The following is an 18,978-nucleotide window of genomic DNA, read 5'->3' on the forward strand; positions in this document are numbered from 1 at the left end:
TCATCCCGCCGCCCGCGGAGGTTGTCGCCTGTCGACGATGCGGCGCATCTTGCCCACCGACCGCTCCACCGCGTCCGGCGCGAGGACGTCGACCGCCACGCTCACGCCGATGGTGTTCTTCACCAACTCCACGAGCGTCGCGCCGGCCCGCTCGGCGGCATCCGCGGTGACGCCGGTGCGCCGCTCCACCCGTACCGTGAGGGTGTCCAACCGGCCCTGCCGATCGAGGACGCACTGGAAGTGCGGCGACAGCTGCGGGGTCCGCAGGATCAGCTCCTCGATCTGGGTCGGGAAGATGTTCACCCCGCGCACGATCATCATGTCGTCGGTGCGGCCGGTGATCTTCTCGATCCGGCGCATCGGACGGGCGGTGCCGGGCAGCAGTCGGGTCAGGTCGCGGGTGCGGTAGCGCACCACCGGCATCGCCTCCTTGGTCTGCGAGGTCAACACCAGCTCACCCCGCTCACCGTCGGGCAGCACCGCACCGGTCAACGGGTCGATGATCTCCGGGTAGAAGTGGTCCTCCCAGAGATGCAGCCCGTCCTTGGTCTCGACGCACTCGGTGGCCACGCCGGGGCCCATCACCTCGGACAGCCCGTAGATGTCGACGGCGTGGATGTCCAGCCGCTGCTCCATCTCCCGCCGCATGTCCTCGGTCCACGGCTCCGCCCCGAAGATGCCCACCCGCAGGGAGGTCGCGCGCGGGTCGACGCCCTGTCGCCCCATCTCGTCCACGATGGCGAGCATGTAGCTGGGGGTGACCATGATGACCTCGGGTTCGAAGTCGCGGATCAGCATCACCTGACGCTCGGTCATGCCGCCGGAGACGGGGATGACGGTGCAGCCGAGCTCCTCGGCGCCGTAGTGCGCGCCCAGGCCGCCGGTGAAGAGCCCGTAGCCGTACGCGACGTGCACCCGGTCGCCGGGACGGCCACCGGAGGCGCGGATCGACCGGGCCATCAGTCGCGCCCAGGTGCGCAGGTCGTCGCGGGTGTAGCCGACCACCGTCGGCCGGCCGGTGGTGCCGGAGGAGGCGTGCAGGCGGGCCACCCGCTCCCGGGGGACGGCGAACATGCCGAACGGGTAGTTCTCCCGCAGCTCCGCCTTGCCGGTGAACGGGAAGCGGGCCAGGTCGTCGAGGTCCCGGCAGTCGTCGGGGTGCACCCCGGCCGCGTCGAACGCCCGACGGTAGTGCGGCACGTTGTCGTACGCGTGCCGCACCGACCAGCGCAGCCGTTCGCGTTGCAGGTCGCGCAGCTCGTCGATGCCGGCGCGCTCGATCGGCTCCAACTCCTCCGCACGAGGGGTGCGGTCCTGCATCGCGTGCCTCCTTGGCGCGGCGGTCCCGGTGGGGCTGCGGGTACCGTACGCCCGCCGTGGGCCGGGCTGGTGGGGCGGTCAGCGGGCGGTCGGCAGGCGGTGCAGGGCGTCGACGAGCGGCGCCAACTCGGGGGTGGCCTCGGCCTCGGTGAGCGCTTCGCTGAGCACCCGGTCGTGGGTGGGTCGAGTCTGGGTGAGCAGCTCGGAGCCGGCCGGGGTCAGCTCGGTGTAGATGCCGCGCCGGTCGTCGGCGCAGAGGATGCGGGTGAGCAGCCCGCGCTGTTCCAGTCGGGTGACCAGGCGGGTCGTAGCGCTGCCGGAGAGGGCTGCGGCGCGGGCGAGCTGGTTCATCCGCATGTGCCAGCCGTGCTGGCGGGAGAGCGCGTCGAGCACCGTGTATTCGACGACGGACAGGTCGTGGTCGGCCTGCAACGCCCGTTCCAGGGACGCCTCGATCAGCCCGTGCAGGGCGGCGAGGGTGCGCCAGCCCTGCGCGCGGATCTCGACCGCGTCGTCGGCGATGCCCATGCCGGCCCTCCTCGGGTGTGATCTCGACGGCCCCACGCTAGCACGCTTGCGCCGGTATCCGGCGCGTGCAACTATCTCGTTGCTGGCGCGTGTAGTTGCACGCGCCGCATATCTGCCCCCTCCGCGATGGGAACACCATGTCCGTACGCCAGAAGTCCGTGCCACCCGGCCTGATCGCGCTGGCGATCGGCGCCTTCGGCATCGGCCTCACCGAGTTCGTGATCATGGGGCTGCTGCCCGAGGTGGCCGCCGACTTCGCCGTCACCGAACCGGTCGCCGGCTGGCTGATCTCCGGCTACGCGCTCAGCGTGGCCGTCGGCGGAGTGGCCCTGACCGCGGCGGTCACCCGACTGCCGCGCAAACCGGTGCTGCTGGGCCTGATGGTGCTCTTCATCGTCGGCAACCTGCTCTCGGCGGTCGCCGGCAACTACGCCGTGATGATGGCCGGCCGGATCGTCGCCGCGCTCTGCCACGGCGCGTTCTTCGGCATCGGCGCCGTGGTCGCCGCCGGCCTGGTGGCACCGGCCCGCCGGGCGGGCGCCATCGCCATGATGTTCGCCGGCCTGACCATCGCGAACGTGCTCGGCGTTCCCTTCGGCACCTTCCTCGGGCAGCACTTCGGCTGGCGGTCGACGTTCTGGGCGATCACCGCGATCGGGGTGGTCGCGCTGATCGGGCTGGCCCTGCTCGTTCCGGCCGGCGACACCGCGAACGCCGACCGGCCGGCCGGTGGGCTGCGTGGCGAGTTGCGGGCCTTCACCCACTCGCAGGTCTGGCTGTCGCTGGTGATCACGGTCCTGGGCTTCGGCGGCATGTTCGGCGCGTTCACCTACATCGCCTACACGCTCACCGAGGTCAGCGGCTTCGCCAGCAGCACCGTGCCGTGGCTGCTCGTCCTCTTCGGCGTGGGGCTCTTCGCCGGCAACCTGCTCGGCGGCCGGGCGGCGGACAGGTCGCTGTCGCGCACCCTGGTCACCGTCCTGGCGGTGCTCACCGTGGTGCTCGTCAGTTTCGCGCTGACGGCGTCGAGCCCGGTGCTGACAGTCGTCTCGCTGGTGCTGATGGGCGGGTTCGGGTTCGCCACCGTGCCGCCGTTGCAGATGCGGATCATGCACTACGCCAGCCAGGCGCCGACCCTGGCGTCCGGGGCCAACATCGCGGCGTTCAACCTGGGCAACGCGCTGGGCGCCTGGATCGGCGGGGTGACCATCGCCGCCGGGCTCGGCTACACCTCGCCGATCTGGGCCGGCGCGGCCCTCACCCTGGCCGGCCTGGGTGTCCTGCTGGCAGCGCTGCGGCTGGCCCGCCGCCGGGAGCCGGCGACGGCCGACGCGGCCCTGGTGGACACGGCGGCCTGACCCGCCGGAGACGGACGCCGGGCCGGGCGGAGGCCCGACCCGGCGTCACTCTGATCATCGCTCTGCCATCTTCCCGCAATTGCAAGTTATGTGCAACAAGGTCTGGACAACACGTCCGGTACGTAACTAGCCTGCTCGCTATGAGTCCTTACATCTTGGAGCCCTGGGCCTGGCAGGAGAGCTGGGATCACCAGCAGGAGGCGTACCTGCCGGACCGGGAACAGCGGTTCACCGCCATGCTGGACACCGTCGACGCGGTGCGCGACGGCCGGCCGCCACGCGTGCTCGACCTGGCCGGCGGCACCGGCACCATCTCGCTGCGGACACTGACGCGCTTCCCCGGCGCCGAGGTGACCCTGCTGGATCTCGACCCGGCACTGCTGGCCATCGCCGGGGCCACCCTCGCCGACCGGGCCACGATCGTCCCAGCCGACCTCGGCACCCCCGAGTGGCGCGCCGCGCTCCCCCACCGCGACTACGACGCCGTCCTCACCGCCACCGCCCTGCACTGGCTGCCGGCCGACCGGCTCGGGCAGCTCTACGCCGAACTGCGCGACGTGCTGCGGCCGGGCGGGGTCTTCGTCAACGCCGACCACATGCCCGACGACACCTTGCCGGAGCTGACCAAGCGGCTGCTGGACCGGGCCCGGGACCGGCGCAACGCCCGGTACGCCGCCGGCGCGGTGCTCTCCTGGTCGGACTGGTGGGAGCGGGCCGGGGCCGACCCGGCGCTGGCCCCGTTGGTCGCCCAGCGGCAGGACATCTACCCGACCGGGCACAGCCCGGAGTGGAACCCGCCGGTGTCCTGGCACCTGACCGCACTCACCGCGGCCGGGTTCAGCGAGGTCGGCACGGTGTGGCGCGGCGGTCCGGACGCCGCCGTCGCGGCGGTGCGCTGACGCGGCCGTCGCCGCCAGTGCTGAGGCGACTGTCGCCGGCACTACGCTGACGCTGCCGTCGCCGGCACTACGCTGAGGACCCGTGCCAGAGCCATCCGAGCAGCGTGGCGACCCCGACGTCGACCTGCGCGTCCCCGCCGACCGCCGCGAGCTGACCGCGCGCCCCGCGACGATTCTCGCCACGATCGCGGCCGGCGGGGCGCTCGGCGCGCTGACCCGGGCCGGCCTGCAACACGCCGCTCCGCACTCGCCGACCAGCTTCCCCTGGGCGACGTTCGGCATCAACCTGTCCGGCTGCCTGCTGATCGGGGTGCTGATGGCGGTGCTCGCCCACCGCGGCGGTGGGCACCCGCTGGCCCGCCCGTTCCTCGGGGTCGGTGTGCTCGGCGGGTTCACCACGTTCTCCGCGTACGCGGTCGACATCCAGCAGGCGCTCGTCTCGGGCGCGCCGGGCACCGCGCTGGCGTACCTGGCGGCGACGCTGCTCGGGGCACTTGTCGCCGTCGGGCTGGGCGACGCCGTCACGGCCGCGTTGCTGGGTCGGCGGGCGGCCCGATGACCGTGCTGCTCATCGCCCTGGGGGCGGCCGTCGGCGCGCCGTTGCGCTACCTCACCGACCGGGCGATCCAGTCCCGGCACGACTCGGCGTTCCCCTGGGGCACGCTCACCGTCAACGTGGTCGGCTCGCTGCTGCTCGGCGCGCTCGTCGGGTGGCCGACCGGCCCGGCGGTCACCGCGCTGCTCGGCACCGGGTTCTGCGGGGCGCTGACCACCTACTCCACCTTCAGCTACGAGACGCTGCGGCTGACGCGGGGCGGCCACCGCCTCCTCGCGTTGGCAAACGTCGTGGGCAGTGTCGCCGCCGGGCTCGCCGCGGCGGCCGCCGGCTACGCCCTGACCCGCGCCCTACTGGGCTGACCTGCGGAAATCCTGCCCGGATCGGGGAAGACACCGGGGGTATATACGCGAGGTATACCCCCGGTGTAGTCTCCTCCCATGAGCGTGCCACTGACCCTTCTCGGCCTCCTCGAACGAGAGCCCCGCCACGGCTACGACCTGAAGCGCGACTACGACGCCTTCTTCGGCCGGGGCAAGCCACTGCCGTTCGGCCAGGTCTACTCCACCCTCAGCCGCCTGGCCCGGGACGGCAAGGTGGTGATCAGCGACGTCGCGCCGGGCGCCGGCCCGGACCGCAAGCGCTACGTCATCACCGACGTCGGCGCGACCGAGGTGGAGCAGTGGCTGACCCAGCCGGTCGACCCGGAGCCGCACCTGCAGACGGTGCTCTTCGCCAAGGTCGTGCTCGCGCTGATGCTGGACCGGCCGGCCGACGAATACCTCGACACCCAGCGCAGCGCGCACCTGCACCGGATGCGCGAGCTCACCGAGATCAAGCGCGCCGGCAGCCTCGTCGACGCGTTGCTGGCCGACCACGGCCTCTACCACCTGGAGGCGGATCTCCGGTGGATCGAGATGACAGGCGCCCGGCTGGACGCCCTGCGGAAAGAGGTGCGGCCGTGAGCGTCATGATCGAAGCACGTGACGTGCGGTTCTCCTTCGGCCAGACCCCCGCCCTGCGCGGCGCCAGCGTCGCCGTGGAGGCCGGCGAGATCCTCGCCGTCATGGGCCCCAGCGGCTCGGGCAAGTCCACCCTGTTGCACTGCCTGGCCGGCATCCTCGTGCCCGACTCCGGCGAGATCCTCCTCGACGGGGCCCGGATCGACACCATGGCCGAGACCGGGCGCAGCGGCCTGCGCCGGGACCGCTTCGGCTTCGTGTTCCAGTTCGGCCAGCTCGTCCCCGAGCTCACCGCCGTGGAGAACGTCGCCCTGCCGCTCCTGCTCAGCGGCGTACACCGCAAGCAGGCGCTGCCGAAGGCGAGTGCCTGGTTCGCGCGCCTCGGCCTGGACGGCCTGGAGCAGCGGCGCTCGGGCGAGCTGTCCGGCGGGCAGGCGCAACGCGTCGCCCTGGCCCGGGGCCTGGTCGCCGAGCCGCAGGTGCTCTTCGCCGACGAACCGACAGGCGCGCTCGACTCGCTCACCGGCGAGCAGGTGATGGACCTGCTGGTCGGTGCCGCCCGCGAACAGGGCACCACCGTCATCCTGGTGACCCACGAGCCCCGGATCGCCGCGTACGCCGACCGCGAGGTCATGGTCCGCGACGGGCGCGTGAACGCGCCGGACCGGGTCGCCTCATGATCCGCTTCGGGCTCCGCCTCGCCGTGGCCGGCGGCCGGGAGGCGCTCACCCGCCTGCTCGTCATCGCCGCCGCCGTCGCGATCGGCAGCGGGCTGCTGCTGACCACCCTGGCCGGGGTCAACGCGGTCAACGCACAGCTCACCCGGTACGCCTCGATGTATCCGCAGGCGTCGGCCGGCGACGCCGACCCGCTGTGGTGGTCGACCCGGTTCGACTACTTCCACGGCAAGCAGATCATCCGGATCGACGTCGCCGCTACCGGCGCGACCGCGCCCACCCCGGTCGGTGTCCCCACCACCCCTGGTCCCGGCCAGTTCTACGCCTCGCCCGCGTTGCGCGACCTGCTGGCCGCCCACCCGGCCGACCAACTGGGCGACCGCTACCCGGGGCGTGACCTCGGCACCGTTGGTCCGGCCGCGCTGACCTCACCGGACACCCTGCTCGTCATCGCCGGCGGCACCCCCGACCGGGTCGCCGCACTTCCGAACGCGAAGAAGGTCACAAGCGTCGGCGACACCCCCGCCCTCCCCGAGACCACGGTGAACCTCATCCTGGGCGTGATCGCCGGCGGGTTGCTCTTCCCGGTGTTGATCTTCATCGGCACGGCCACCCGGCTCAGCGCCGCCCGCCGGGAGCAGCGTTTCGCCGCGATGCGCCTGGTCGGCGCGACGCCCCGGCAGATCGCGATGGTCGCCGCGGTGGAGGCGGCCGCCGCCGCCGTCGCCGGCACCGCCGTCGGCTTCGCCCTGTTCTACGCCCTGCGCGACCCGCTCGCGGGCATCCCGTTCACCGGCATGCCGTTCTTCCCCAGTGACATGTCGCTGGGCCTGCTGGACATCCTGCTGGTGGCGCTCGGCGTCCCGGCCGGCGCGGCGGTGGCCGCCCAGGTCTCGCTGCGCCGGGTACGGATCTCGCCGCTGGGCGTCACCCGGCGGGTCACCCCACGGGCACCGCGGGCGTACCGGCTGATCCCGGCCCTGCTCGGCGTCGCGGTGCTGTTCTTCGCCATCGGCTTCAAACCGGAAACGTCCGACGGCCAGACCGCGATCTTCCTGCCCGCCCTGCTGCTCATCATGGCCGGCCTGGTCCTCGCCGGCCCGTGGTTGACGATGGTCGGCGCCCGCATCCTGGCCCGGTACGCCAACCGTCCGGCCACGCTCATCGCCGCGCGTCGCCTCGCCGACAACCCGAAGGCCGGCTTCCGGGCGATCAGCGGCATCATGCTCGCGCTCTTCGTCACGAGTGTGGCCGTCGGCGTGATCACCACGATCATTGCCAACCGCGGTCCGGCGCCGGTCGGCTCGGCCGAGGCGGGGCGGGTGTCTCTCGCCCTTCCCGACGATGCGCCGGCAGCGCCGGACACACTTCTCACCGGGCTTCGCTCCATCACCGGCGTGCGGTCCGCGACGGCAGTACGCGAGAACCCGGACTGGATGACCGCCAGCGAGCCCGGCCTGATCGCGTGCACCGACATTCCGAGTGCGTACGGCCGGTGCGCCGAGGGCGCCACCGTCGCCGAGGTCGCGACGGGTCTCGTCCCCTTCCGGGAGTCGGCGTCGTCCGCCAGAGTCTGGCCTGCCGCGTCGGTCCCGCTCGGTGATCTTCAACAGCTCCCGGTGATGTCGATCGTCGTCGACACGGACGGCTCGGCAGCCGCCATCGAACGCTCACGTACCGTCCTCGAGGCCGCCTTCCCGACCTTCTGGGTCGGGCCGAACGTGCCCGGCGACTTCGAGGCGGACTTCGCGAACACGCTGCGCGGCTGGGAGCAACTGGCAAACGTCATCATCGTGGCCAGCCTCGCGCTGGGCGGGTGCAGCCTCGCGGTCAGCGTCATCGGCGGTCTCACCGAGCGCCGACGCCCGTTCAGCCTGCTGCGTCTCAGCGGCGCGCCGGTGCGGGTGCTGCGCCGGGTGGTCGCGTTGGAGAGCGCGGTGCCGATGCTCGCCGTCGCCGCCGTCGCCATCGGCATGGGCCTGCTCGCCGCGCAGCTGTTCCTGCGGGCACAGATGCACTACACGCTGGTCGCGCCGGAGCCGCGCTTCTACGTGATCGTCGTGGTCGGACTGGTCGCCTGCCTCGGCGTCATCGCCTCCACGATGCCGCTGCTGGAACGGATCACCGGTCCGGAGACCGCCCGCAGCGAGTAGTCGTCAGGTGTGCGGTCCGGTGGTCGTGAGAGCGACCACCGGGCCGAGCACGAAGACGGCGGGCGGGCCGACGCCCTCCCGGGCGGCGAGCGCGCCGATCTCGTCCAGCCGGGCGGGCAGCGACCGCTGGCTGGGCTGCCCGGCGTCCTGCACGGCGAGCACCGGGGTCTCCGGGGCACGGCCGTGCTCGATCAGCACTGACGCGATCTTGGCGATCGTGTCGACGGCCATCAGCAACACCACAGTGCCCCGGGCCCGCGCCAGCGCCGCCCAGTCGACGAGCGAGTCGGGGTGCCCGGGCGGTAGGTGTCCGGACACGACAGTGACGTCGTGCGCCACGCCCCGGTGCGTCACCGGCACACCGGCGAGGGCCGGCGCGGCGATCGCGCTGCTCACCCCGGGGACCACTGTCACCGGCACACCGGCCGCCGCGCAGGCCTGCACCTCCTCGTGGCCGCGTCCGAAGACGTACGGGTCGCCGCCCTTGAGCCGGACCACCCGCCGGCCGGCGCGAGCGTGCGAGACCAGGGCCTCGTTGATCGCCTCCTGGGCCATCGACGGGCCACGGGGCACCTTCGCGGCGTCCACCACCAGCACGTCGGGGCGCAGCCCGGCGAGCAGCCCCTGCGGGGCCAACCTGTCGACCACCACCACGTCGGCGGCGTCGAGCAGGGCCTTTCCGCGTACCGTGATCAGGTCGTCGGGTCCCGGCCCGCCGCCGACCACGGCGACCGACCCGTGGTCGTGGTGATGGTCGTGGCCGTGGTGATGGTGGTGGCCGACCGGGTCGTCGGGGTGGTCGTGCGGGCGTTGCGGGCGGCCCACCTTGTCGGCGAAGCCGGGCATCAGCACCCGGTACGCGCAGGTGTCACAGTTCATCCGGATGTCCCCGCCCAGCGCCTCGGCGTGGCGTTCCCGGACCAGGTCGGCGAGGGCGTCGCAGTCGCCGATCACCTCGGCCACCCGCACGTCCAGGTCGGGGTGGGCGGCGGCGAACTCCGTCGACTGGGCGACGATCCGGTCCGGCAGCACGCCGGCGAACAGGAAGTACGGGGCCACGACGATCCGCCGCGCGCCGAGCCGACGCAGGCGCTCCAGCACCGCCGGCACCGCCGGTTGCGCCAGGGAGACGAAGCCCGGCTCGACGCCGGCGTAGCCGCGCCCCTCCCAGAGCAGCCGGGCGACCTTCGCGACCTCGGCGTTGGCGTCCGGGTCGGTGGAGCCCCGTCCGATCAACGCGACCCACGTGCCGGCCCGGTCGGCGGTGTCCGCCTGAGCCGCACCGGCCAGCGCCGCGTCGATGCGTTGTTCGAGGGCGTCGTGCAGCAGCGGGTGCGGGCCGAGCGGGCGACCGTAGCGGTAGGTCAACCCGGGGTGCCGCTCCTGTTCCCGCGCCATCGCGGCGGGGATGTCGCCCTTGCCGTGCCCGGCGGCGGTCAGTACCAGCGGCAGCGCCACGAGTGCCAGGTGCCCGCGCGCGACGAGCGCGCCGACCGCGTCGGTCAGCGGCGGGCGGGACAGCTCGATGAAACCACCCTCGACGTCGCCGACGTCACCGCGACGACGGACCCGCTCGACGAGGGCGGCGAACTGGTCGACCCCGGCCGCGCTGCGCGTACCGTGCCCGACGATGACCAACCCGGTCATGACTTCTCCTCGATGTAGAGCAGGGCGTTGAGGGCGGCGGCGGCGACCGCCGAACCGCCCTTCTCCCCCACGTTCGACACGGCGGGCAGGCCACTGGCCCGCAGCGCCGCCTTCGACTCGGCGGCCCCCACGAAGCCGACCGGCAGGCCGACGACGAGCGCCGGTGCGGCGTCCAGGGTGAGCAGTTCGACGAGCGCGGTCGGCGCGCAGCCGACCACCCAGACCGCGCCCGGACCGACCCGCTCCAGCGCGATCCGCACGGCCGCCGCCGAGCGGGTGATGCCGGCCGAGCGACCCAGCTCGGCGGCGGCCGGCTCGGCGACCGGGCAGACCAGCTCCAGGCCGGCGCGGGTGATGCCGGCGGCGACCATCGCCACGTCGGTGACGACGGGAGCCCCGGCGCGCAACGCCCCCAGCCCCGACTCCAGGGCGGCCTCGTGGCAGACCAACTCGTCGACGTACGCGAGGTCGGCGCTGGCGTGCACGACCCGTTCGGTCACCGCGCGGCTCAGCGGCGGCAGGTGCGACAGGTCGACCCGCTCGCGCAGGATGCGGTACGACTCCACCTCGATCGGGTGCACCACCCTGCTCATCGGGCTCCTTCCTGAGGGTCGAGCACGCGGATCGCGTCGACCGGGCAGATCTCCAGGCACTCCAGGCAGCCGGTGCAACGGTCGGCGCGGACCGTCAGGCCGCCGGCGACCGGCCAGATCGCGTGCGTGGGGCAGGTGAGCAGGCACGCGCCGCAGCCCTGGCAGGCGTCGATGGTCACGAGCGCCACCGGTACCCCCGCGGTGTCACCATCCGGCCGGCGACCAGCCTCGTGTCGCTGCTGCCGACCACCACCACGCTGTACATGTCGACGACGGCCGGGTCGAGGGTGGTCAGGGTCGCCAGGTGCACCCGCTCGCCGGGGCGGCTGGCGTTGCGCACCACACCCACCGGGGTGTCCGGTGGCCGGTGCGCGGCGAGGATGCCGAGCGCCTTGCCGAGCTGCCAGTCCCGGGCCCGACTGCGCGGGTTGTAGAACAGCGTCACGAAGTCACCCTCGGCCGCCGCGGTCACCCGCCGCTCGATGACCTCCCACGGGGTGTGCAGGTCGGACAGGCTCACATAGGCGTGGTCGTGGCCGAGCGGGGCGCCGAGCAGCGCGCCGGCGGCGAGCGCCGCGGTCACCCCGGGCACACCCACCACGTCGATGCGCTCGTCGGCGTACTCCAGGGCGGGGCTTGCCATCGCGTACACCCCGGCGTCGCCGGACCCGATCAGCGCGACCGCGCGGCCGGCGACGGCCTCGGCGACGGCGGCGCGGGCCCGTGCCTCCTCCGCGCCGAGGCCGCTGGACAGCACCCGGGTGCCCGGCCGGAGCACGTCGCGGACCTGGTCGAGGTACTGGTCCAGGCCGACCACCACGGCCGCGCGACGCAGCTCCGCCACCGCGCGGGGAGTGCGCAGGTCGGCGGCGCCGGGCCCGAGCCCGACAACGGCGAGCCGGCCGCGCGGCGCGTGCCGGGCCACCGCCACGGTGGCCATCGCCGTCGCGGTCTTCCCGACCAGCAGCGTCGCGTCGTCGGCCCGGCCGTCCGGTCCGAGCAGGGCCGCGGCCTCCGCCACGCTCGGCGTGCCGACCGCGGCGCGGACCACCTCGCTGGGATGCGGCACGTCGACGGCGGCCAGCCGCGTCGCCGGCCAGGTCACCAGGGGTACGCCGAGCGTGTCCGCGGTACGCAGGATGCCCGCCTCGTCGGCCTTGATGTCGGCGCTGGCCAGGCAGCGCAGGCTCGCCGGGTCGAGGCCTGCCTCGGCCAGCACCCGGTGCAGCAGCTCCCCCACCTCGCCGGCCGGTACGCCCCGACTCGCCCCGACCCCGGCGACAAGCGACGGCGGTCGCAGCACAGCGGTCCGCCCGTCCAGCGGCACCACCCGGTCGGTGACCAGCAGCCGATACCCGACGCCCACCGCGTCGCAGCGGTCGGCGCGGTCGGCGCGGTCGGCGCGGTCGGCGCGGTCGGCGCGGTCGGCGCCGATGTTCGTGGCGATCGGCTGTGGGTGGACGTTCGGGGGCAGGGCGGGCAGCGGCCAGTCGGCGTCGGCGACCAACTGGACCGGCTCACCGTCCAGGATGGCCCGGGACACCGCGGCGACCGCGCCCTGCACGGGCCAGCCGAGGGTGTCCAACCCGGGCAGGCCCACCGTGTCGGTGGCCGTGGTGATCACCGGTCGGGCGTCCAGCAGGGCGCCGACCCGCTCGGCGAGGTCGTTGCCGCCGCCGACGTGTCCGCCGAGCAGCGCCACGGCATGCCGGGCCGCCTCGTCGACGACCACCACGGCCGGGTCGCTGCGCTTGTCGGCGAGCAGCGGCGCGAGGATCCGCACCACCGCCCCGGTGGCCAGGAACGCGACCACCGCGTCGCACTCCACCCAGGCGGTCCGCAGCGCGTCGGCGACGCTCTCCCCCTGCACCAGCCGGGCGTGCGGCCAGGCGGCGGCGACGGTGTGCGCGTGTCGACGGCCGGCGGCGGTGGCCGCCACCAGACCGATGCGGGCGGGCGGATTCTCGTGGTTCACGGGCGCTCCCCGGTGAGGACGACCACCGGGTTGGTGGCCGCGAGGCGGATCGACCCACCGGGCAGGTCGGCGAGGCGGGCGGCGGAGAGCTGGGCGCCCTCGACCGTGTAGCCGGCGGCGCGCAGCAGACCCACGGCCGGCGCGACCCGGTCCAGGGCGGCCAGGGTGAGCACCACCCGCTCGGGCCGGCGGGCCACCACGGCGGCGAGGACGTCGACCCCGCCGCCGCCGACGAAGACCGCGTCCGGCTCGGGCAGGCCGACCAGCGCCTGCGGGGCTCGACCGGAAACGAGCCGGACGTCCACGGCGTGGGCGTCGGCGTTGGCCCGGATGCTCGTGCCGGCCGCGGGGTCCTGTTCGACGGCGAGCACCGCCGCGCCGAGCAGCGCGCACTCGATGCCCACCGAGCCGCTGCCCGCGCCGACGTCCCAGATCAGCCGACCCAGTCGAGGGCGCAGCCGGGCGACGACGAGGGCGCGCACCTCCGACTTCGTGATCATGGAGTCGCGGTGTACGTACCGGTCCTCCGGCAGGGCCCAGCCTCCGGCCGGGGCGGCGGCGGGCTGGTTGTCGGCGCGCATTCCACCGGGCGCGACCCGACCACGGGCGGAGTCGGCCGAGTCGGGTGCGGCTTCGGCCGGGTCGGGCGCGGCTTCGGCCGGGTCGGGCGCGGGGTCGGCGCGGTCGGCGGGGTCGGGCGCGGGGTCAGCGCGGTCGGGCGCGGCGTCGGCGGGCGCGGCGTCGGCGGGGGCGGGTGCGGCGTCGGCGGGCGCGGGTTCGACAGGCCCGGCGTCGGCGAGGCTGAGCAGGACGTGCGGGTCGGCCCAGGTCGCGGCGGCGGCCTGTTCGGGGGTCACCGCGCGGATCCGTTCGGCGTCGGTGCCCAGGTTCTCGGCGACCAGCAGGCGGCGGGACCAGCCGATCAGGCCCGCGCCCAGCTCGGCGGCACCGGCGCCGGGCGCGGTGAGCACCGCGACCAGCGGCAGCGCCCGGCACGCGTTCAGGGCCGGGCGCGGGTCGCGCCCGTGCGCGGTGACGACAGCGGCGCCGTCCCAGGGCAGGCCGGCGCGGGCGAACGCGGCGGCCACACTCGACACCGCCGGCACCACCCGCAGCGGCAGCCCGGCCGCGCGCAACCGCCGGACGATGCCGAACAGGCCGGGGTCACCGCTGGCCAGCACCACGGCCGGCACCCCGGCGGCGACGGCCTCGGCCAACCGGTGCAGGGCGGGGGCGAGCGGCCCGAGGGCGACGGTGTCCGCGCCGGCCGGTACGGGCACCGCGGCCAGGTGTCGGGCCGCCCCGACGACGAGCCCGGCCCCGGCCAGCGCGGGCGCGAGGGCCGGGTGCGGCGGCGCGCCGGCCGCGTCCAACCCGACCACTGTCACCAGCGCCTCCGGGCCGGCCGCGGTCACCAGCGCCTCCGGGCCGGCCACGGTCACCAGCGCGTCCGGGGCCGCCAGGTTCGCCGGCGGATCCGGGGCCGTCCGACTCATCGGGGCCACCGCCCCGACGAGGCGACCACGTGCGCTCCGGCGAAGTCGACCATCGCCACGTCCACGGTGACCGTCGGCCCGGCGAAGCGCCGCAGCACCTGGCGGACCCGCTGGCAGAGCAGGTCACCGGCCGGAGCGAGCAGCCCGGCGGCCTCCCACAGCTCGTACGCGTGCCGCCCGGTGTTCGCCTCGGTCACGGCGGTGACGAGCGACGGGTCGCCGCCGGCCTCGGCGGTCACCGCGCCGAGCAGGGACAGGTCCACCTTCGAGCGGGTGTAATGGGTCATCAGGATGCCCGCCGCGAGTTTGGCCAGCTTGCCGGCCATGCCGACGAAGACCACACCTGTCATCTCGTCACCCACGGCGGCGGTGACGGCGGCCCCGGTGAAGTCACCGACCTCGACGAAGCACACCTCGGGCAGGTCGGGCAGCAGCGCGCGGGCGGCCCGCTCGGTACGCCCACCGGTGCAGAGCACCACGGTCCGTTCGCCCTGGGCGGCCATCACGTGCACGGCCTGTACCACGCTGGCCCGCCACGACGCCGTGGAGAACGGGCGGACGATCCCGGTGGTGCCGAGGATCGAGATGCCGCCGAGGATGCCCAGTCGGCGGTTCGTGGTCTTACGGGCCATGATCTCGCCGCGGGGCACGCTGATCACCACCCGGACGCCCACCTCGCTGAGGTCGACCACCTCGGCCACCGCCTCGCCGATCATCCGGCGGGGGGTGTCGTTGATCGCCGGGCCGCCGACGGCGAGCCCGAGGCCGGGTTTGGTGACCGTGCCGACGCCGGGCCCGCCGGCGAGCCGCAGACCGGGGACGTCGGTCCAGTCCACGGTGGCGGTCAGCTCGGCCCCGTGGGTGACGTCCGGGTCGTCGCCGGCGTCCTTGACGACGACCGCCTCGGCGCGCACCGGCGGGGTGCCGGTCAGCTCGCAGCGTTCCACTCCGAAGCGCACCCGCCGGCCGGCGGGAAGGCCGATCTCCACGTCCGGCTGGATCTCGCCGGTGACGAGCGCGGTCACCGCCGCCTTGGCCGCCGCCGTGGCGCACGCGCCTGTGGTCCAGCCGGTCCGCAGCGCGGTGGGGCGTACCTTCGCGGTCCGGGGCAGGTCCGGCTCGCGCAGCGGCGGCTCGGCGTACGTCATGGTGTGTGCCCCGGTGTGGCTGTCCCCCCGGTGCGGGCGCCGGCCTGGCGGCGCAGCTCGGCGCGGGCGGCCGGCTCGGCGCGGCGGAAGGTGTGGAAGTGCCCCGGGTGGTACAGGTGCGAACGGGTGCCCTCGGCGGCCAGTGCCGCCCCCACCAGGAAGAGGGTGTGCTTCCACAGCTTGTGCTGCTTGACGGTCGCCTCCAGGGTGCCCACCGTGCAGCGCACCACCAGCTCGTCGGGCCAGGTCGCCTGGTACGCCACGACGGCCGGGGTGTCCGCCGGATACCCGCCGGCCAGCAGCTCGGCCTGCACCTGCCCGGAGCGGGCAGCGGAGAGGAACAGCGCCATCGTGGTGCCGTGCCGGGCGAAGTCGCGGACCCGCTCACCGGGCGGCATCGGGGTCTTGCCGCCTTCGAGGCGGGTGAGGATCACCGACTGGGCCACCTCGGGCACGGTCAGCTCCCGCCCGACGATCGCCGCGACGGCCGTGAACGAGGAGACCCCGGGCACGATCTCGACGGCCAGGCCGAGCGCCCGGCACACGTCCAGTTGCTCCTGCACCGCTCCCCACAGCGCCGGGTCGCCGGAGTGGATCCGCGCCACGGTCAGCCCCTGCTCGGCGGCCCGCTCATACAGCGGCAGCACCCCCTCGATGGGCAGCTGCGACGAGTCGACGATCTCCGCACCGGACCGGGCGTGCTCCAGCACGTCGGCGTGCACCAGGCTGGCCGCCCAGATCACGATGTCCGCCTCGGCGATCACCCGGGCGGCCCGCAGGGTCAGCAGGTCCGCCGCGCCGGGGCCGGCTCCGACGAACCACACCTTGCCGTCGCTTGTCACAGTTTTCCTCCTCGGTGCTCGCGGCGGGCCGGGACCAGCAGCGTCGACAGGTACGGCAGGTCGTGCGCGGTGTCGTCGACCGGGCCGACGCGTTCGCCGGGCAGCCCCAGGCTGCGCCCGAGCACGGCGTCGGCGAGGCGGCCCTGCCGGCGCAGCTCGGCGAGCAGCTCCGGGTGCCGCCGCCAGCCCTTGTAGGCGACCACGGTGCCCGGCCCGGCGAGGGCGTCGGCGAACAGCGCCAGGCCGGCGGTGGCCGGCAGCAGGGTCAGCGGTTCGCGCCCCTCGCAGAGTGGGATGCCGCTGCGCGCCGCCAGTTCCTGCATGGCGGTGACGCCGGGCACCGTCGCCACCCGCACCGCCGGGCGCAGGGCGCGCACACTCTGCGCCAGGTAGCCGAATGTGGAGTAGACGTTGGGGTCGCCGATCGTCGCGAACGCCAGCGACCGCGCGCCCGCGTCGAACGCCTCGACCACCACCCGGGCCGCGTCGTCCCAGGCCGCCGCCCGGCGGGCGGTCACCCCACCCCTGTCGTCCAGGGCGAACGGCAGCCGGCGCAGCCGGTCCACCGGGACGTGGGCCCGGACGGTCGCCTCGGCCCGCCCGGCGTCCGCACCCGCAGGCGTCGCGGCGGCGGTCGCGGTGGGCTCGACCCGGTCCGCCATCACGGGTACGAAGACCAGGTCGGCCTCGCGCAGCACGCGCACCGCCTTGACGGTCAGCAGTTCCGGGTCACCCGGGCCGACCCCCACCCCGGTCAGCGTGGCGTCGGCCGATCCGCCGGCCCGACTGTCGTCGGCGCTCATCGGCACGCCTCGACCAGCCGGCGGGCCGCGTCCGGGTGACCGGCCCAGTGGGTGTGCAGGTAGGAGGCGTGCACCCGACCGCTCACGAAGCCGTGCTCGGCGTCGTCCCAGCGCCACGCCGACGCCTCGCCGTGCCGCGGGTCGGTGGTGGTGCGGTGGAACTCGTGGCCGCGTACCTGCTCGCCGGCGCGGGCCACCGGGGAGTCGGTGGTGGCCAGGGCCTCGCGGTAGCCGAGGGTGAGCCGGCCGGTCATCCGGGCGGTCAGGTCCAGCCGACCGCACATCGGTACGCCGTCCAGGGACCGCCCGAGGTAGAGCAGCCCGGCGCACTCGGCCACGATCGGCCCGTCGAAGTCGGCCAGCTCGGCGCGGAGCGTGGCGTTGCCGGCCAGCGCCTCCGCGTACGCCTCGGGGAACCCGCCGCCGATGACCACCGCGCGGGTGCCGCTGGGCAGCGCCGCATCACGCAGCGGATCGACGGTGACCACGTCCGCGCCGGCGGCGGTGAGTAGTTCGGCGGTCTCCGCGTAGGAGAAGGTGAAGGCGGGGCCACCGGCGAGCGCGACGAGTGGCCGTTCGGCGTCGGCCGGCCCGCCGACGGCGGCGACCGGGTCCCACGCCGGGCCGGTCAGCGGCGGGGCGGTGCGGGCCAGGTCGAGCACCGCGTCCAGGTCCACGGTGGCCTCGACGAGTTCGGCCAGCGCGGTGACGATCGCCAGGGACTCGGGGGCCCGCTCGGCGACCGGGACCAACCCGAGGTGCCGGGCCGGCGCGGCCACCTCGACGGCGCGGGTGACGGCCCCGAGCACCGGTACGCCCACCTCGGCGAGGGCGTCGCGGAGCAGCGACTCGTGTCGGGGGGAGCCGACCCGGTTGAGGATCACGCCGCCGATGCGTACCGCCGGGTCGAACGCGGCCATGCCCAGCGTCAGCGCGGCGGCCGAACGGCCCTGTGCGGTGGTGTCCAGCACCAGCAGCACGGGTGCGTCGATCAGCCGGGCGACGTGTGCGGTGGAGGCGTAGTCGCGGCGACCGACCGCACCGTCGTGCAGCCCCATGACGCCCTCCACGACGGCGATGTCGGCGGGCGTCGGGACGCTCGCGCCGTGGCGCAGCAGCGGGGCGATCCGTTCGGCCCCGACCAGGAAGGGGTCGAGGTTGCGCCCTTCTCGTCCGGCGGCGAGGGCGTGGTAGCCGGGGTCGATGTAGTCGGGGCCGACCTTGTGCGGGCTGACCGTCAGGCCGCGACGGCGCAGCGCGGCGAGCAGCCCGGTGGCGACTGTCGTCTTGCCGTGGCCGCTGGCCGGCGCGGCGACCACCAGCCGGGGCAGCGCCCAGGGTGTGCTCACCACTCGATGCCCTTCTGGCCCTTCTGGCCGGCGTCCATCGGGTGCTTGACCTTTGTCAGCTCGGCCACCAGGTCGGCGGCGGCGACCAGGCGCGGGTCGGCGTCCCGGCCGGTGATGACGACGTGTTGGAAGCCGGGGCGGTCGGCCAGGGTGGCGACCACCTCGTCGACGTCCACCCAACCCCACTTCATCGGGTAGGTGAACTCGTCGAGCACGTACAGCCCGTAGCGCTCGGCGGCCAGGTCACGCTGGATCTGCCGCCAGCCCTCCAGGGCGTCGGCGGCGTGGTCGGCCTCGCCGCCGCGCTGGATCCACGACCAGCCCTCGCCCATCTTGTGCCAGGCCACCGGCGCGCCCTGGCCGGTGCGCTCGTGCGCCTCGCCGAGCGCCCGGAAGGCGTTCTCCTCGCCGACCCGCCACTTGGCGCTCTTGACGAACTGGAACACGCCGATCGGCAGACCGGCCGTCCAGGCCCGCAGCGCCAGCCCGAAGGCGGCCGTCGACTTCCCCTTCATCTGCCCGGTGTGGACGATCAGGAGCGGTCGATGCCGCCGCTGCCGGGTGGTCAGCCCGTCGGCGGGCACGTGACTCGGCTGTCCCTGCGGCATCAGCGATCTCCCTCGCCCGCGGACTCTCCCGCGATCTTGCAGTTTCTGTCGGTCATCTGCGCAC

Annotated in this window: 19 protein-coding genes; 7 read left to right on the forward strand and 12 right to left on the reverse strand. The window is 74.6% G+C overall.

Features of this window, described 5'->3' with window-relative positions:
- The gene (gene paaK, locus ACGFH8_RS23940) at nt 1-1,320 is read right to left on the reverse strand and encodes a phenylacetate--CoA ligase PaaK (protein ID WP_393370788.1); all 1,320 of its coding nucleotides are present in this window, start codon (nt 1,318-1,320) and stop codon (nt 1-3) included.
- A gap of 78 nt (nt 1,321-1,398) precedes the next feature.
- On the reverse strand, nt 1,399-1,848 hold the full coding sequence (locus tag ACGFH8_RS23945) for a MarR family winged helix-turn-helix transcriptional regulator (protein WP_393370791.1): 450 nt from the start codon (nt 1,846-1,848) through the stop codon (nt 1,399-1,401).
- 137 nt (nt 1,849-1,985) lie between these two features.
- Between ACGFH8_RS23945 and ACGFH8_RS23950 the strand changes: the two genes are divergently transcribed.
- The 7 genes from ACGFH8_RS23950 to ACGFH8_RS23980 all read left to right on the forward strand — a co-directional run bounded on the left by ACGFH8_RS23950 (nt 1,986) and on the right by ACGFH8_RS23980 (nt 8,453).
- On the forward strand, nt 1,986-3,206 hold the full coding sequence (locus tag ACGFH8_RS23950; RefSeq protein ID WP_393370794.1) for an MFS transporter: 1,221 nt from the start codon (nt 1,986-1,988) through the stop codon (nt 3,204-3,206).
- Nucleotides 3,207-3,346: 140 nt separating this feature from the next.
- Nucleotides 3,347-4,105, forward strand: coding sequence for a class I SAM-dependent methyltransferase (locus tag ACGFH8_RS23955; protein WP_393370796.1), 759 nt, complete (start codon nt 3,347-3,349; stop codon nt 4,103-4,105).
- An 82-nt stretch (nt 4,106-4,187) separates the two neighbouring features.
- Nucleotides 4,188-4,664 carry a fluoride efflux transporter FluC gene (locus ACGFH8_RS23960; protein WP_393370799.1) on the forward strand — a complete coding sequence of 159 codons (477 nt, stop codon included), beginning with the start codon at nt 4,188-4,190 and terminating at the stop codon, nt 4,662-4,664.
- On the forward strand, nt 4,661-5,023 hold the full coding sequence (gene crcB, locus ACGFH8_RS23965; RefSeq protein WP_393370802.1) for a fluoride efflux transporter CrcB: 363 nt from the start codon (nt 4,661-4,663) through the stop codon (nt 5,021-5,023). Before ACGFH8_RS23960 ends, crcB begins: the two co-directional genes overlap by 4 nt.
- Before the next feature lie 78 nt (nt 5,024-5,101).
- Complete coding sequence (locus ACGFH8_RS23970) at nt 5,102-5,626, forward strand: PadR family transcriptional regulator (protein WP_393370804.1); 525 nt, start codon at nt 5,102-5,104, stop codon at nt 5,624-5,626.
- Nucleotides 5,623-6,303 carry an ABC transporter ATP-binding protein gene (locus tag ACGFH8_RS23975; RefSeq protein WP_393370807.1) on the forward strand — a complete coding sequence of 227 codons (681 nt, stop codon included), beginning with the start codon at nt 5,623-5,625 and terminating at the stop codon, nt 6,301-6,303. Before ACGFH8_RS23970 ends, ACGFH8_RS23975 begins: the two co-directional genes overlap by 4 nt.
- The gene (locus ACGFH8_RS23980) at nt 6,300-8,453 is read left to right on the forward strand and encodes an FtsX-like permease family protein (RefSeq protein ID WP_393370810.1); all 2,154 of its coding nucleotides are present in this window, start codon (nt 6,300-6,302) and stop codon (nt 8,451-8,453) included. The genes ACGFH8_RS23975 and ACGFH8_RS23980 overlap by 4 nt, the downstream gene beginning before the upstream one ends.
- Nucleotides 8,454-8,456: 3 nt before the next feature.
- Here ACGFH8_RS23980 and cobA read toward each other — a convergent pair whose 3' ends face one another.
- The 10 genes from cobA to cobO are packed head-to-tail and all read right to left on the reverse strand — an operon-like array spanning nt 8,457 to nt 18,914.
- Nucleotides 8,457-10,100 carry a uroporphyrinogen-III C-methyltransferase gene (gene cobA, locus ACGFH8_RS23985; RefSeq protein WP_393370813.1) on the reverse strand — a complete coding sequence of 548 codons (1,644 nt, stop codon included), beginning with the start codon at nt 10,098-10,100 and terminating at the stop codon, nt 8,457-8,459.
- Entirely contained in the window at nt 10,097-10,693 is a 597-nt protein-coding gene (locus ACGFH8_RS23990) for a precorrin-8X methylmutase (RefSeq protein WP_393370815.1), read from the reverse strand. Before ACGFH8_RS23990 ends, cobA begins: the two co-directional genes overlap by 4 nt.
- Nucleotides 10,690-10,881 (reverse strand): 4Fe-4S binding protein, encoded by a 192-nt coding sequence (locus tag ACGFH8_RS23995; RefSeq protein ID WP_393370817.1) that lies wholly within the window; start codon nt 10,879-10,881, stop codon nt 10,690-10,692. The genes ACGFH8_RS23990 and ACGFH8_RS23995 overlap by 4 nt, the downstream gene beginning before the upstream one ends.
- Nucleotides 10,869-12,668, reverse strand: coding sequence for a precorrin-3B C(17)-methyltransferase (gene cobJ, locus ACGFH8_RS24000; protein WP_393370819.1), 1,800 nt, complete (start codon nt 12,666-12,668; stop codon nt 10,869-10,871). The genes ACGFH8_RS23995 and cobJ overlap by 13 nt, the downstream gene beginning before the upstream one ends.
- A complete protein-coding gene (gene cbiE, locus ACGFH8_RS24005; protein ID WP_393370822.1) occupies nt 12,665-14,164 on the reverse strand; it encodes a precorrin-6y C5,15-methyltransferase (decarboxylating) subunit CbiE in 1,500 nt (499 codons plus the stop codon). The genes cobJ and cbiE overlap by 4 nt, the downstream gene beginning before the upstream one ends.
- A complete protein-coding gene (locus ACGFH8_RS24010) occupies nt 14,161-15,312 on the reverse strand; it encodes a cobalt-precorrin-5B (C(1))-methyltransferase (protein ID WP_393370824.1) in 1,152 nt (383 codons plus the stop codon). The genes cbiE and ACGFH8_RS24010 overlap by 4 nt, the downstream gene beginning before the upstream one ends.
- Complete coding sequence (gene cobM, locus ACGFH8_RS24015) at nt 15,309-16,154, reverse strand: precorrin-4 C(11)-methyltransferase (RefSeq protein WP_393370827.1); 846 nt, start codon at nt 16,152-16,154, stop codon at nt 15,309-15,311. The genes ACGFH8_RS24010 and cobM overlap by 4 nt, the downstream gene beginning before the upstream one ends.
- Nucleotides 16,151-16,957, reverse strand: a complete 807-nt coding sequence (gene cobI, locus ACGFH8_RS24020; RefSeq protein ID WP_393370828.1) for a precorrin-2 C(20)-methyltransferase — start codon at nt 16,955-16,957, stop codon at nt 16,151-16,153. Before cobI ends, cobM begins: the two co-directional genes overlap by 4 nt.
- The gene (locus ACGFH8_RS24025) at nt 16,954-18,309 is read right to left on the reverse strand and encodes a cobyrinate a,c-diamide synthase (RefSeq protein ID WP_393370830.1); all 1,356 of its coding nucleotides are present in this window, start codon (nt 18,307-18,309) and stop codon (nt 16,954-16,956) included. Before ACGFH8_RS24025 ends, cobI begins: the two co-directional genes overlap by 4 nt.
- Nucleotides 18,303-18,914 (reverse strand): cob(I)yrinic acid a,c-diamide adenosyltransferase, encoded by a 612-nt coding sequence (gene cobO, locus ACGFH8_RS24030; RefSeq protein ID WP_393370832.1) that lies wholly within the window; start codon nt 18,912-18,914, stop codon nt 18,303-18,305. The genes ACGFH8_RS24025 and cobO overlap by 7 nt, the downstream gene beginning before the upstream one ends.
- Nucleotides 18,915-18,978 lie beyond the last annotated feature (64 nt).

Origin of the sequence: Micromonospora sp. NPDC049175, from assembly GCF_043197345.1 — a bacterium.
Lineage (GTDB): Bacteria > Actinomycetota > Actinomycetes > Mycobacteriales > Micromonosporaceae > Micromonospora.

Bases quoted from the DNA above. Each gene is read 5' to 3' on its own strand.
- paaK (WP_393370788.1), bottom strand. From the start codon at position 1,320: ATGCAGGACCGCACCCCTCGTGCGGAGGAGTTGGAGCCGATCGAGCGC.
- ACGFH8_RS23945 (WP_393370791.1), bottom strand. From the start codon at position 1,848: ATGGGCATCGCCGACGACGCGGTCGAGATCCGCGCGCAGGGCTGGCGC.
- ACGFH8_RS23950 (WP_393370794.1), top strand. From the start codon at position 1,986: ATGTCCGTACGCCAGAAGTCCGTGCCACCCGGCCTGATCGCGCTGGCG.
- ACGFH8_RS23955 (WP_393370796.1), top strand. From the start codon at position 3,347: ATGAGTCCTTACATCTTGGAGCCCTGGGCCTGGCAGGAGAGCTGGGAT.
- crcB (WP_393370802.1), top strand. From the start codon at position 4,661: ATGACCGTGCTGCTCATCGCCCTGGGGGCGGCCGTCGGCGCGCCGTTG.
- ACGFH8_RS23970 (WP_393370804.1), top strand. From the start codon at position 5,102: ATGAGCGTGCCACTGACCCTTCTCGGCCTCCTCGAACGAGAGCCCCGC.
- ACGFH8_RS23980 (WP_393370810.1), top strand. From the start codon at position 6,300: ATGATCCGCTTCGGGCTCCGCCTCGCCGTGGCCGGCGGCCGGGAGGCG.
- cobA (WP_393370813.1), bottom strand. From the start codon at position 10,100: ATGACCGGGTTGGTCATCGTCGGGCACGGTACGCGCAGCGCGGCCGGG.
- ACGFH8_RS23990 (WP_393370815.1), bottom strand. From the start codon at position 10,693: ATGAGCAGGGTGGTGCACCCGATCGAGGTGGAGTCGTACCGCATCCTG.
- cbiE (WP_393370822.1), bottom strand. From the start codon at position 14,164: ATGAGTCGGACGGCCCCGGATCCGCCGGCGAACCTGGCGGCCCCGGAC.
- ACGFH8_RS24010 (WP_393370824.1), bottom strand. From the start codon at position 15,312: ATGACGTACGCCGAGCCGCCGCTGCGCGAGCCGGACCTGCCCCGGACC.
- cobI (WP_393370828.1), bottom strand. From the start codon at position 16,957: ATGAGCGCCGACGACAGTCGGGCCGGCGGATCGGCCGACGCCACGCTG.
- cobO (WP_393370832.1), bottom strand. From the start codon at position 18,914: ATGCCGCAGGGACAGCCGAGTCACGTGCCCGCCGACGGGCTGACCACC.